Source organism: Flavobacteriales bacterium TMED191 (genome assembly GCA_002171975.2).
Taxonomy (GTDB): Bacteria; Bacteroidota; Bacteroidia; order Flavobacteriales; family TMED113.
On the sequence record NHIO02000027.1, the window covers coordinates 1 to 13,734 of the forward strand.

Sequence of the window (13,734 nt, forward strand, 5' to 3'; positions counted from 1 at the left end):
TTTCTGCAAGAGACACTGCCTGACCACAATTTCATTAGTGGTCAGTTTCTGACGGGCATAGAATCTAAAGCCATGCAGGCGAATGCCGACCTCTTCGAAATTGCCAAATTAGTTCGGGCTGACGAGGAACTTACTTATACCGTTTTAGTGGTGCCTTCCCCATTTTTATTTCGAGCGTTGTATGAACATGAAAAGGGCGCTGAGGTGCTGTCCGCGTTAAAAGATTACCTCGGCAAGTATGGTCATCAAGGCTACAGCATGGACTTCATTGAACCCACGCAAATCGAGGACCCCTCCGCGCTGTTTGCGTCATTAAAGGGGATGGTGCGTGACCCTAATTACCATCCGGACAATCAGACAAAGAAAACTAAGGCTATTCGTGAGCAGAAATTATCCGAGATATCGGAGCTACTGACCGGTTTGCAGTACTGGCAGTTCCGCTTTCGTTGGTGGCTGGCGTTCAAGTACAACTATATCCGTGAAGAGGTTGCGTTTCGCTTCGGATACACTTGGTCAATACTGCGGCCAATGGCTTTCGAGTTAGGAAATCGTCTGGTAGAGGCAAGAATATTTCACCAGAGCGATGATGTTTTCTTTTTAACGGGTGATGAACTACAGGTCGCATTGCAGGCTTATGGTAACGGTGATACCAATATCGACTTCGCGGCGCTCGCTGCCGGGCGCAGAGAATTGCGCGAGGCACGCAAACGTCACCACCCGCCGGGCACACTGCCACCGGAGGTAAGCGAGCTCGATGCGGTGTCTTTTAAAGAGACCCAAATTAAGAACGACGCGGATAGCCATACGATGCGTGGCTTTCCCGTCAGCTCCGGAGCGGTGACAGCCAAGGCCAGTGTTGTTTTAGGACCCTCTGATTTTGACAATATGGTGCCGGGCAGTATCCTCGTAAGCCCCCTGACGACACCTGCCTGGACTCAATTATTTGCAAATGCTGTGGGTTTGGTGACCGATGTCGGCAGCATTCTTGCCCACGGCTCTATAGTGGCTCGCGAGTATGGCATCCCGGCGGTGCTGGGTGTTGGCAACGGAACGCAGCGGATTAAGCACGGCCAAACAATTTCTATTGATGGAGACGCGGGGACAATTGTGATCCACGAAGAAGAGTAGCCCACCGGCAAATTCTGATAAAAAAGGCGGCCTTATGGCCGCCTTTTTCCACACCTCAGCTCGGTTAGCTATGGCATGCCGTCGTAGCTGACTTGGAGCGTGTAGGTGGTCGGCTGCTGAAGCAGACCAAAAAGCTGTGCATCTCCGCCACCCAACGACGTTCGTGGCAGGTACTGGCCATCATGGCCACTGGCGTTTCTGACAGAGAACACGACGTCCCATGGGCCTTTCGTAACACCAAAGTTAAGCATTAAATTTTGATATCGCTCCCGCGCGGGCACATAGGCGTCTGGTGCGGTGAACGGATTGATGCCATCAACTCGGTCGCGCGTTACATAGTTTGCCGACAAGTACATGTCCCAGCCGCTTACGACGTTGTCACGATTCCAGTTAACGCCAATATTGTGCGTTTCTGGAGCGTAGTTGTAGAGCTCACCTCCTTTTCTGATGGCACCTGGGTAGTTTGAAACCGTACCCGGGTCTGGAACTTCAGTTACCTTTGTGTCGGTATACGTGTAGGCGTAATCGATCAGTAAGCTATCAGTGATTGCCCAAGTTAGCGCCAACTCCGCCGACGTTACATCAGCATCTGTTCCGCCAATCGGCATCGATACTGGGTTTCCTGGCACTGCAACCTGTGCCCACAAGGGAATGTCTTGCCAGTCGCCGATTACATATGCAGCCTCCACCTGCAGGCGGCCGTCAGCCAATGTCCATTTGGTGCCCAACTCGGTATTGGAGAGCTCGGCTGCGTCTACGTCACCGACTTGCTGTATGCCGGCGTTGGCTAGAGCTGTACGGTTGTTTGCGGTGAGAATGATGGGAGCACGATTGGCAGTTGATTGGGTAATGTAAACCATACCGTTATCACTGGGTGTCCACGTCAGTTCGATTCGGTGGCTCGTGTGGTCGAAAGAGGATTCTTCTACGGTTGTTGTCACACCACTCCCTTGTGGCCCAAAGTATGGGTCGGAGAAATAAGTAAACCCAGGAAAAAACGAAGTGGATGAGTAAACGCTGGTGTTGGTTCTTTCCTCGTCGTGGAAACGCATCCCGAGAGAAGCGCTGAACATCTCGGTAAATGCGTACTCGACCTCGCCGTATACCGCCATAGCCTCCGATTCAATTGGGTCGAAGGTACGCTCCCGGAAAAAGAAATCTGGGGTATCAACTGTACCACCGGAGTCACTCTCCGCATCTAGATAAAACAGACCAGCCAGCCATTGCAACCTGCTATCGCCTTTCGACACCAATCGCAGCTCGTTTGTCATGGACTCTGCAGGCTGGTTAAACACTACGCCGCTCTTCATCGGGCCTAAGCCGACGTCAAATATGAACTCTGAAAAGGTCTCTTTTTTGGGAGTGTCGACGAACCCGAACGAGTAGCTCAGATCAGCGAAGCCAAGATCCATATCTGCGTGGAATGTTGTCCAAGAAATCTCGAATTCATTCTTTACTTGGCCGTCGGGGAAAAGTTCTAAAATGACCTGGGTTTCAATCGGGCTGAGAATCATTTTTCCGCCGGTGCTATCCAGTATCTGGGTCCCCGGCAGCATGTTGTACTCGGTGTTCCATTCGGAGTGGGTTAACTCAAGATTAAGCTTATCACTCACTTGCCAGTATACTTTGGCGCGAATTGTGTCCCGAGTGTTGGCGAGAGGGTCATCAAAATCCGGATTTCCGAATACCTCACCATAGCCAGGATCGTCATTTCTTTGGTAGGAGAGGCGGACACCAAAAACATCTTCAACAATCGGAAGGTTTACTACTGCCCCGACTTGGTAGCCTGAGCCGGGCGTGCCTTCAGTTTGCGAGTAGCTAGCGCGCACCTTGTACCCGAAGTTTTGAAGGTCGACCGGGTTGGTGCGCATGATGAGGCTACCTGCCGCTGAGTCCTGACCGTAGGTCGTGCCTTGCGGACCCCGCAGGACTTCAATGCGCTCGAGATCAAATGTATCGATTGGCGGCGGATTGGGGGTGCTGATATCGACATATGGGATGTCGTCTACGTAATAGCCCACCGGGGACTGTGCGTCGGACGCGCTCGATTGGACGATACCACTACCTCTTATTTGAACCGATTGCGCTACCGGCTGTTTGTTGCCGAATGTTACGGCGCCGGGAATCAGATTAACTACCATCGACACATCGCTGAGAGTAGGCAGTTCTAATTGCGCTTCAGAGATCGCCTGAATCGACTGAGTTACCGACATTAGGTTCTCGGAGCGACGAGTCGCCGTCACCATTACCTCTTCGAGGACGTATCCCTCCCCGCTGTCCTCTTGTGCCAAAACTGCACCCGAAAACGGTGCTACCAGTGTCGTCGCGACTACAGAAAAAAGTGCTCTCTTCATATCCGCCTCCCGGATGGCGATTTGTTATTTTCTACAGGTACTTATATTTATGGATTCTTGCCAAGTCCACTTTATTAGCTGCCCTTGTAGCCCTCAACCAAGCTCCAAGGCAAGTTCCCCCATTTTTTTGGGGGGCTTAAAGCACCTCCTCAATCGCTATTGCCCTAACCCATGATCCTTCCATCCTCTCAACATTAAGCGGCAGACTCATGAAAAAGACTCGATCCGAGGTAAGCTTTTCGATGTTTACGAGCGGGTAGACGATAGGGATATTGTTGCCAGTCATGGCTCTGTGCGTGGGGCTGTTGTCTGGTTCTGGCGCGTTCATGTTTGTCTCCCAAGAGATGCCCGGTACGCCTGGGCCAAACATTTTTATCCGCATCTCCTCGGCCAGCCATCTGGCTGTTTCTTCGATCACCACAGGCTGGTCTTCACCTGCGTAGGGGCTTGTTAGAAGCACAATGTCGCCCATTCGAACATTACTAAGATGTTTTGGGAGGATCGGTTCTCCTTTCAGGTGGCTTAACCGACAGACGCAGGCTTCGCCGTAATAAGTATCTAAGGGCATATCCCAGATACCGAGCATGCCTTCCGGCAGATCGCTCCAGTTGTCGTTGTGGCCAACGCCAAGCTGAATGTGCGAACCCATATGGCCACTTGTTCCAGCGATTGGCCAGTCGGGTATCGTGCGAACGTTACCTCCAATTAAGTGCTCTATTGTGTTGTCTTTTTGGTTAACCGTCTCTTCTACGATCCATGGCATGTCGTAAACGTCACGAGTTCCTTCCTCGACAGTGCCGTCGAGACGCGTTAAGCGGGATCTAATCGGCCAGCTGAGATCTACAATTCTTTGATCCTTAAGGCTTATCATCGGTTCGACTCTTCTGGCTCGAAGGCGACGGCGCGAATGAAGCTGGCCTCAAACTTCTCAAAATTAAACGGCAGGCCGAAATATAATACGCGGTCAGCGCTCAGTGATTTGATGTTTACCAGTGGATGCGCAAAAGGAACGTTGGCGGAGAGCAACGTGCGACGCACCGGTGAGTTGTTTGGCGGCTGGAGTTTTAGATCGTATTGCCAATCTACACCAGTTGCCTCCAAGCCCAACATTCTGATCTTCCGATCTTGGACCAGCCANTTTGCGGTCTCATTTGACAGCCATGGCTGTTCTAATCCCTCAAAAGGACTGGACATCAAGACGATGTCTCCCTCCTTTACGCTGCTCAGGTGTTTCGGGAGAATTTCGATCCCGCGGATGTCGCCTTTTTCACTTTGCATCCGCCNACCGACGCCTCGAGGATAATCGTCCGCATGCTCCAGCGGCTGTGGACTGAGATTATCCAGGTAGCACACTGCTGCTTCGCCGACGAAAGTTTCAAGCGGCATTTCCCAAAGACCTAACATATCGTCAGGCATACCGGGCCAGTGGCTGATGTGACCCTTGCCGCCTTGCACATGGGCTCCGTTATGAGAGGTCAAGCGCTCTTGATGGTAAGTCTCGTCTCCTTCTGGCGCCGCATACAGTGTGAAAAGCGAATTGTCTCCGGGGAATACACCCTCATGCATAATCCAGGGCGTGCCATATGGGTCGGTACCGCCTTCTTCAAGACTGCCGTCAACGCGATGAACTCGCGGCTTGATCCGCGGACTCAAATCAACAGGTCGATAACCGTCTAGAGAAAACATTGGTTGAGACTACGCTGGTGTGGATGACACAACAATAAATGCAGAGGGACGTTCACCCATTTAGCCGAGCATGTCAGCCTCGCGCAGCCGCTCTATCGCAATGAAGAAAAAATCATCTTTTGGTATTGCGCCAGCCTTTAAAACGAAAGAGGTCGGCTTGTTTCCTGCTTGATGACAGTATCCCCCGCTAAGCTCATCAAAACCTGCGACGGCCAATTGTTTGACANNNAGTGCNCTCATNACCTGNCCCGANGTNTCCCCTCCCGCAACCACAAATTTTCGGACACCTAAGNTATGCAGTCCACTGGCCACTTCACCCAGGATTCGATCGGCAAGATCGGCAGCGCCTTGCCGTCCCAGCTTGCTCTGCGTTATTTCGAGTCCTTCCACATCGACGGAAGTGCTCACGCCGATAGGCCCGCTGGCAATATTGTCAGCCGCCCACGACAGGATGTGGTCGACATAATCAGATCGCTCCGACGCTTTAATCAAATCCACGCGAAATGTGGGGTGGCGTTGCTCAAAATACGCGACCTGACTGAGCGTGGCTGCGGCGCAACTCCCAGCGATAAAAGCCTCATACCCCGGGCTGGCTGAAAGATGAGTTTTTGCTTCGGTCATCCTTATGGAGCTGTCGCGTTGTTGCCAAGCGCGCGCGAGAAAGACCGGTAATGCGTCGGCGCCAGTGGTTAATGACCAGTCGAGTGCAAAATCAGCAATGCGTGCCATGTCCTCATCATCCGCAGCATCTGTGATGTAGAAGCTCGTAGCGTNGCCATCCTGAATGTGTCTCTCAATCGCATCCGGTCCTTGGCTCAAAATTTCGCGGGAGATCAGCCCAACTTTCCGTTGGGATTGCGTTTGCAAAACCTCAACAAGGTTTGAATTAGTCATTGGTGTTACTGGATCGTCACGCTTAAACGACTCGCCCAATGGCGTCTTACCCAGATATAAAATTCCATCTACAAGCGTCACAGTGTAACGAGGGAATGCGGGACAAAATATCGTCTGTCGCCCACCCACCGCGCCTAGCATCGCGTCAGCTATTGGTCCAATGTTGCCTTTTTCCGTGGAATCGAAAGTCGCGCAGTACTTGTAGAAAAACCTCTTACAACCGATATCTTGCAGCGCCTGAACTGCTCTTACAGCTTCCTCCTGGGCCAGCGCCGCATCCACCAACCGAATCTTGCGCGCGACGACTACCGCTGTTGCCTTTGACTCTGCTATCTGNGCAAGTTCATCGACCGAAGTAACTAAAGGGCACTCGACACCCTCACTTTCTAGCAGGCTAGCGACCATCATGCCGCCCGTTAAATCATCGGCCAAAACCCCTAGTTCAATCATTCTGAAGACCTATCCGCTGCTAAATNAAGACTTAATTCCATCGGAATGATGGGTGAAAAGTAGAAAAGCATCTTTTTATATCAGTGGGAAGTAGGACAAGATTAAAGTCCCCCATTTGATTTGTTGCTGAGTGGTGAAGGACACAGGTTATGCAATATAGGGACTTAGGTGGATCAGAGATACCCGCATCTATCGTGGGTTTGGGTACCTACCTGGCCGGTAGCGGTAACAATGACGGAGAGTACATCACCGCAATAAATAAAGCGCTTGACCACGGCGTTACGTTAATTGACACCGCCCCCTCATACGGCTGGGGTCATAGCGAACAGGTGGTTGGACAGGCGATAAAGGGGCGTCGTGACGACGTCGTCATCGCAACCAAATGTGGGTTGTGGTGGCATGATGAGCGNGGCTCACCTATTGGNGAAAAAGANGGCAAAGATGTGAGACTGAGTCTGCGGCCGGACACCATTAGGATCGAAGTTGAGGACAGCTTACGTAGGCTAGNTATAGAAACAATTGACCTGCTGCAGTGTCANAAGCCTGCTGTGGAGCCTGAGTTGACNCCGATCGAGGANACTATGGCCTGCNTGGCGGCNCTAAAGGAGGAAGGTAAGGTCCGNGCGATTGGTATTTCCAATGTCTCCATNGAGCAATTAGANCGGTACCGGNTCNCAGGCGAGCTTGCCAGCCATCAGTNTCGATACAGCATGTTGTTTCGCGCACCCGAGGATGACGTCTTGCCATATTGCGCTGAGCATAATGTCGCGAGTATTTGCTACATGTCACTGGAGCAAGGTCTTTTGACCGGTAAAGTCGGCCCAGATCGCAGTTTCAATGCGGGGGATTGGCGCGCAAATGCAGAGCAGTGGCTACCATGGTTCAGGCGAGAGAACCGGCAGAAGTTATTAGATATGTTCTCAGGTTGGCAGGATCTGCTCGAGCACCACAATTGTACAATCGCGCAACTGGTCATAGCGTGGACCGCAGCCCAGCCTGGCGCCACACATATTTTGTGCGGATTACGGACTGCAGACCAAGGCATTGAGGCTGCCGGTGCTGCTGCCATTCTGCTCAGCGAGAGTGATGTTCAACGCATAAGTAGCGACCTGACCGCTCTCGGTAATCCCGTCACAGAACAGCTCGGAGGTTAGAGGTTTAATTGTACGGATTGAAAAGAAACTACTGTGAGACCTTTTTTCCCGGAGCTCGCAAGTCTCCGTCGATGTAATGACATGTCCGTCACATCAACCAGACTAGGAAAGGTTCGGGGCCGGGAAGATGCCTATGGCCACGCTTTTCTGGGCTTGCGATATGGCGATTCACCCGCAGGTGCGCGGCGTTTTTTACCACCGATTGCAGCGCCCGCATGGAACGGAGTTCATGATGCGACCCGTTATCCAAATCGTGCCATGCAGACTGACTCGCCAGGAATCTTTAAGCGAGATGTCCCGGGCGAATGCAGCGAAGATTGCTTATTTTTAAATATCTACACACCGGCGCCAGACAATAAGGCGCGTCCCGTTATGGTCTGGATCCACGGAGGCGCATTTGTCCGCGGATCCGCAAACGAATACGACGGCTCAGTACTCGCAATGCAAGGGGATATTGTTGTTGTCACGGTTAACTTTCGTCTGGGTGTATTTGGCTTCTTTGGGCTCTCAGACTTTGGGTCCGAGTATGCCGGCTCGGAATCAAATGGCGTTCGCGATGTCCTCCTCGCGCTCGAGTGGGTCCGGGACAACATAGCCGATTATGGCGGCGATCCTGGCAACGTCACGATATCGGGTGAATCCTCCGGTGCCACCATGGTCATGAGCCTGCTCGCTGTGCCAGCGGCAGACTCGCTCTATCACAAGGCGATTGGGCACAGTGCTACGTGTGTTTTTCGGGAAAAAACTGATCGCACGGAGCAATTGAGTGATTGCATTGGAGTCGAGCCGAATCAGTTGCTTGATAGGCTAAAAACAATGCCCGCCAATGAAATCGCTAATATTAATTTCCCTATTGGAGTGTACGTTGACGGCAACGTCATTTCGCGCTCGACTATGGATGCCATTCGTGATCGGGGTGCTTCCGGTGTGCCGCTGCTGATTGGTAGCAATTTGCGAGAGGGTACTTTGTATACCTTAGGTCAGCACACCGACAAGGACCATTATCCAAGTTTGAATAAAGCATTAGCGAAAGAGACGTTGCTTGGCGCTGACCCATCAACTTTCTTGGCCGCACTGCGTAGCGAGTTTCCAACTGCATCTCCTGGCACTTTCCATGAAATGATTTGGAACAATATGTTCAGACGGATTTGCCTAATTGCGGCAGAAACCACTTCAGGCGCTGGATGTGGCACCTGGTTTTATCGTTTTGACATGCCCGCTGATTTGCCAGGCATGGAAGATCTGGGCGCGGCCCACGCTAGTGAACTTGCTTTTACGTTCAATATTTTTGAAAAGTCAGAAACGCACTGCCTGATTTTTCATGATCGAGATAATCTTGAGGTCCAGCGTGTCGCAAGCGTCTGGTCTGATGCCATTGCTCGCTTCGTCGCCAGCGGTGACCCGAATGGTGGTGACCTGCCATACTGGCCCCCATACGATAATAATGACCGAAGTTGTCTGATTATCGATAAAGCGCTCAGAATCGAATCCGATCCTGACGAGCAAATGCGGTCGCTGTGGAATAGCGAAGCGGTGATATGAGTTCGCATCGCCGGTAGATTGATTTTAGAGAAGGTGAGCATTGCCTTCCTGAATCGATTCGAGCACGTTTTTCAGTGTTGTTTCGTAAGAAGAATTCGGGAGGCGTCATGGTGACCAACTCTTGGCTGGAACAAGTAAAAGAAGAAATCGTTGACCGTGAGCGACCGATTATCGATCCGCATCATCACTTGTGGAGCAACAAAGAGAGTGGGGATTACGAAATAGAGCAACTCTGGTCTGATATGGCGTCAGGGCACAACATTGTTGGCACTGTTTTTGTGGAGTGCAGCACTAACTACCATGATGAGGGACCTAAACAGTTGTGGCCCGTTGGCGAGACTGAGTACGTAGTAAATCAAGCTAAAAAGTCGCGTGATACCTCGACTCCTGCTCAGGCCCCGATTCTAGGAATCGTTAGCCACGCGAATCTGAAGCTGGGTGAAGCCGTCATTGAAGTGCTGGAGGCGCACCTAGAGGCATCAGCAGGACTGCTGAGGGGAATAAGACATTCTGTAGCCTATTACCCATACCCCCCAGCGGTTGAGCGTTATACCGGCCGTATCCGTCACTTGCTGCTCGATGAGCAATTTCGGAGAGGTTTCGCCCAACTCGCATCAGCCGGCCTTAGTTTCGATGCATGGCTTACTCATGAGCAAATTCCTGAGCTCACCGACATAGCACGGGCCTTTCCAGACACGACGATCATATGCGACCACTTCGGTGGTCCAATGGGTATTGGTGAGTATGCGGGCAAGCAGCGCGAAATATTTCCGCAGTGGCAACAAGATATTGCAGAGCTCGCGACTTGCCCAAATGTGGTTGCAAAACTTGGGGGTCTAGCGATGCCGATTAATGGCTGGGGATGGGATCAGCGAGCAATTCCAGCGACGTCCGACGAGATTGTCGCTGCACATAGTGCTTATTATCTACACACTATTGATTGCTTTGGCCCCGGGCGTTGTATGTTTGAGAGCAATTTTCCGGTCGATCGGCTGTCAGTGTCGTACAACGTGCTGTGGAATGCTTTTAAGAAGATGTCCCGTCCTTTTAGTGCTGATGAGCAGCACGCCATGTTCATGGGAAATGCGCAGCGAATCTACAACTTACAGGCTTAATCGATATCAATCCTTGCAAAATTTGGTGGTCGTTTTTGAACAAAAGATTGAACTCCCTCCTTGAAATCGTCTCGCGCCAAGCTCTCGTCCATCCAGCGGGTCGACTCATCCATGGCGTCACCAAGCTCCTGCATCAAATGCCGATAAACCTGTTTTTTCATCATCATGATAGATACGGGTGCAGACGTGCTGGCAATTTCACGAAGGTAATCTTGAGCCTCAGTAAGGCAATTACCCTCGGCGCATAACCGGTTAGCAAAGCCGATGCGATAGGCCTCATCACCAAGTAGCTGTCGCGACGACCAAAAGAGATCCAGAGAATTGGATGGTCCAATTATACGAGGCAACATCCAACTCGTGCCGTGCTCAGCAATAAGGCCGCGTGGACCAAATGACGTCACAAATTTTGCCCTTGGGTCGACGAATCGCATGTCGCAGAAGGTCGCATAACTAAAACCGAGCCCAGCACATGCGCCGTTTATTGCGGCGATGAGCGGTTTACGTAGGCCCAGAAAATATGTTGGTGATGAATTGAAATTAGGGTCATTGTCAGGGTTACCCGGATGAGCCTTCAGATGCTCGAAAGACGAATCTTTTCGTTTGCCATCCTCACTAATTCTGCTCAGCGAGTTCATATCAACACCTGCGCAAAAACCGCGGCCGGCTCCTGTCAGGACAGTACCAATGACCGTAGGGTCACGTTCTGATTGATCCAGTGCGTGGCGGATTTCCGCCTGTGTAAGGTTTGTGAGTGCGTTGAGTTTTTCAGGACGGTTTATGGTGATTGTTGCAACTGATTCGTCGACTTGGTAAATGATATCTTCGTAATCCATGATTCTCTCCCTGCTCAGATTTTAGTCATGAAGGCGCCGGTAGGCGTCGTCACCGATTTCGTTTGTCACTGCCAGTCCAAGTTCATTACCGTCGAGGATCGCCCTTTTTACGCTTGCATAAGTGACCGGAATGGGCATGTTCTTAGCTATAGGCCGCGAGAGCGCCAGCTTGATTACCTTATCGATGCCGTCCCGATTAGTGGCCGGAATTGAAAGCTGGTTGAGATGAATTGGTAGACCAACCCGGGCAAAAAATCTCGCGACCCTTTCACGATCTGGTGAGTTCTGCATCGCCAGCTGCGCCATGACTCCCATCGCGACCATCTCTCCATGAAGGTAATTGTCATGCACAACCTTGACTTCGGGATAACCGCCCGCAATTGCATGGGCTAGCGCGAGTCCACCGCTCTCGAAGCCTAAGCCGCTGAGCAAAGTATTGGCTTCTACGACTTTATCAAGCGCCAAACTATTCTGCTTGGCACGCACTGATTCTGCTGCAGCTTCTCCAAATTCAAATAGGGTGCGCGCGCAAATTTCACCGATCGCGACCGAGGCCAGCGTGGGTAGGGCACCCAGTGTATTTCGCGCCATTGGGTTGTGCAGGCAGGTGTCAGCTTCGTACCAAGTCGCCATCGCATCGCCCATGCCGGCCACCAGATAACGTTCCCCTGCATTTGCGATAACATCAGTGTCTACAACAATCATTTCTGGGTTCTGTGGGAAGAATTCAACGTGGTCTGTTGTTCCTTGCGGCGTGTAAACGACCGATAACGCGGAACAGGGCGCATCGGTGGCTGCCAAAGTAGGCACCACAACGACAGGGACTTCTAGACGGTGCGCAATGCACTTGCCGGTGTCAGCTACTTTTCCGCCGCCGATCGCAATCAGACAGTCGATACCTTCTTCGCGCAGGGTCTCGCTGTGGGAGTCGATTTCACTCAGAGAGCATTCACCTCCGAACTGCGTTGTCACGCTATTTATGCCATTGGCTTTCAAACTCGCTTCCACTTCCAAGCCTTGAGCTTGCAATCCGCGACGCGAAGCAAAAATCGCCGGACGACTTACTCTTAACAGTGACTTGACATAATGCCCTATGGATTTGAGGACGCCTGCTCCCTGTATATAGCGTTGTGGCGCGCTGATCACTCGGGGTGGCGTTCCCTCGCCTTGAGCGTAAACACCTTGCGGGCTAAACAGTGGTTGATTCATAAATCTGTCCATTTTGAAGCGGCTTAATTGAACGCGGCAGAGTACAAAATTTTGGGGTATGTCATATTTAACTCGCGTGCAAGCTTGGTGTTAGTCTCAACGATTGGCCCGACAGTATCTGAAGAGCTCGCACTTGATTAAACCTACCATGTCGCGTCGGCAGGCAATAAAACAAGTTTGCGCGCCAGGTCAACCCTTTGAACTGAAAGCCACCCATATCCGCGGGAAATCCTGCAGAGTTTTCGTCAACGCACCTTTGACGATGCACGATCTGATTTTTGAGAATCAAAGCGACCTTGATTTTCTCATCTATGAAGACGAGCGCTTGAGTTACGAGACGGTTTATCACCATGCGACCGCACTCGCGGCAGCGCTGAGTTCAGAGTACGGAGTGGGGAAGGGTGATCGTGTTTTTATTGCGATGCGCAACTATCCCGAATGGGTTATATCCTTGTTTGCAATCGCATCGATTGGGGCGATAGCTGTTCCTGTGAATGCTTGGTGGAATCGGAATGAACTCGACTTTAGCTTGTCCGACTGTGAGCCGAGAGTTGTTATTGCTGACGAAGAGCGAGTAGCTCAGCTCGCGGATTGCGACCACATCGCGAGCGAGACTAAGGTGATTAGGGTCCGCGCGCCGAAGCATCCGAAGCTATCAAGTACTACCTGGGAGGCAACTATCGCGGCCCACGCTGGATCTACTATGCCGGAAGCCGGCGTCGAGCCTGATGACGACGCGATCATTCTCTACACGTCTGGTTCCACTGGTCACCCAAAAGGAGTTGTGTCATCACATCGCAGTATTCTTCATGCACTGCTGTCCTGGGAGCTTGACTGGGAGTTACGTTCGCACATGGGCATCTATGAACTACAAGAGCCCCCCCATCAAGGCGGTATGCTTTTGGCTACGCCACTATTCCATGTTGCTGCGTGTCACGCAGCGATGCTCTCATGTGTCCGAGTGCAGCGAAAGGTCGTCTGCATGTACAAATGGGATGCCGAGCTCGCAATGGAACTCATTGAGCGCGAGCGCCTAACCAGCCTCCTTGCAACACCTGCTATTTCTGGTGACTTGGTTCGAGCGGCAAAAAAAACAGATCACAACTTATCCAGCCTACTTGTAGTTGGCGGCGGCGGTGCGCCAAGACCACCCGAGCAGGTTCGTGAAATTGATCAGCTTACTCATGATGTAGTGCCATCGACTGGCTGGGGGATGACCGAAACTAATGCTATCGGTGCGGGTATTGCCGCGTCTGATTACCTCGAGCGACCCACGAGCTCAGGCCAATGCTCAGCGGTGCTTGATTTTCGAATCGTTGATGAGGCTGGTATGGAACTGGCGGCTGGTGAGCGCGGTGAATTGCAGGTG

11 protein-coding genes are annotated in these 13,734 nt (G+C 51.8%); 5 read left to right on the top strand and 6 right to left on the bottom strand.

Annotated elements, in window-relative coordinates; all coding sequences use genetic code 11:
• On the top strand, positions 1 to 1,128 hold a 1,128-nt coding region (locus CBD51_002645; GenBank protein ID RPG59681.1), incomplete at its 5' end, for a hypothetical protein.
• 68 nt (positions 1,129 to 1,196) lie between these two features.
• Here CBD51_002645 and CBD51_002650 read toward each other — a convergent pair.
• The 4 genes from CBD51_002650 to CBD51_002665 all read right to left on the bottom strand — a co-directional run bounded on the left by CBD51_002650 (position 1,197) and on the right by CBD51_002665 (position 6,512).
• Positions 1,197 to 3,482 (bottom strand): hypothetical protein, encoded by a 2,286-nt coding sequence (locus tag CBD51_002650; protein ID RPG59682.1) that lies wholly within the window; start codon positions 3,480 to 3,482, stop codon positions 1,197 to 1,199.
• 136 nt (positions 3,483 to 3,618) lie between these two features.
• The gene (locus CBD51_002655) at positions 3,619 to 4,353 is read right to left on the bottom strand and encodes a hypothetical protein (GenBank protein ID RPG59683.1); all 735 of its coding nucleotides are present in this window, start codon (positions 4,351 to 4,353) and stop codon (positions 3,619 to 3,621) included.
• Positions 4,350 to 5,168, bottom strand: coding sequence for a hypothetical protein (locus CBD51_002660; GenBank protein RPG59684.1), 819 nt, complete (start codon positions 5,166 to 5,168; stop codon positions 4,350 to 4,352). Before CBD51_002660 ends, CBD51_002655 begins: the two co-directional genes overlap by 4 nt.
• Before the next feature lie 60 nt (positions 5,169 to 5,228).
• The gene (locus CBD51_002665) at positions 5,229 to 6,512 is read right to left on the bottom strand and encodes a four-carbon acid sugar kinase family protein (protein ID RPG59685.1); all 1,284 of its coding nucleotides are present in this window, start codon (positions 6,510 to 6,512) and stop codon (positions 5,229 to 5,231) included.
• A gap of 149 nt (positions 6,513 to 6,661) precedes the next feature.
• Between CBD51_002665 and CBD51_002670 the strand changes: the two genes are divergently transcribed.
• The 3 genes from CBD51_002670 to CBD51_002680 all read left to right on the top strand — a co-directional run bounded on the left by CBD51_002670 (position 6,662) and on the right by CBD51_002680 (position 10,323).
• A complete protein-coding gene (locus CBD51_002670; GenBank protein ID RPG59686.1) occupies positions 6,662 to 7,666 on the top strand; it encodes an aldo/keto reductase in 1,005 nt (334 codons plus the stop codon).
• An 81-nt stretch (positions 7,667 to 7,747) separates the two neighbouring features.
• Entirely contained in the window at positions 7,748 to 9,208 is a 1,461-nt protein-coding gene (locus tag CBD51_002675) for a carboxylesterase/lipase family protein (protein ID RPG59687.1), read from the top strand.
• Between the two features lie 107 nt (positions 9,209 to 9,315).
• Positions 9,316 to 10,323 carry an amidohydrolase gene (locus tag CBD51_002680; protein ID RPG59688.1) on the top strand — a complete coding sequence of 336 codons (1,008 nt, stop codon included), beginning with the start codon at positions 9,316 to 9,318 and terminating at the stop codon, positions 10,321 to 10,323.
• Here CBD51_002680 and CBD51_002685 read toward each other — a convergent pair.
• Both CBD51_002685 and CBD51_002690 read right to left on the bottom strand, forming a co-directional pair.
• Positions 10,320 to 11,156, bottom strand: coding sequence for an enoyl-CoA hydratase (locus tag CBD51_002685; protein RPG59689.1), 837 nt, complete (start codon positions 11,154 to 11,156; stop codon positions 10,320 to 10,322). The genes CBD51_002680 and CBD51_002685 overlap by 4 nt on opposite strands.
• A gap of 21 nt (positions 11,157 to 11,177) precedes the next feature.
• A complete protein-coding gene (locus CBD51_002690; GenBank protein RPG59691.1) occupies positions 11,178 to 12,365 on the bottom strand; it encodes an iron-containing alcohol dehydrogenase in 1,188 nt (395 codons plus the stop codon).
• Between the two features lie 148 nt (positions 12,366 to 12,513).
• On the opposite strand from CBD51_002690, the gene CBD51_002695 reads away from it, so the two are divergent.
• Positions 12,514 to 13,734, top strand: a 1,221-nt coding sequence (locus CBD51_002695; protein RPG59690.1) for a fatty acid--CoA ligase, incomplete at its 3' end; no start/stop codon positions are given.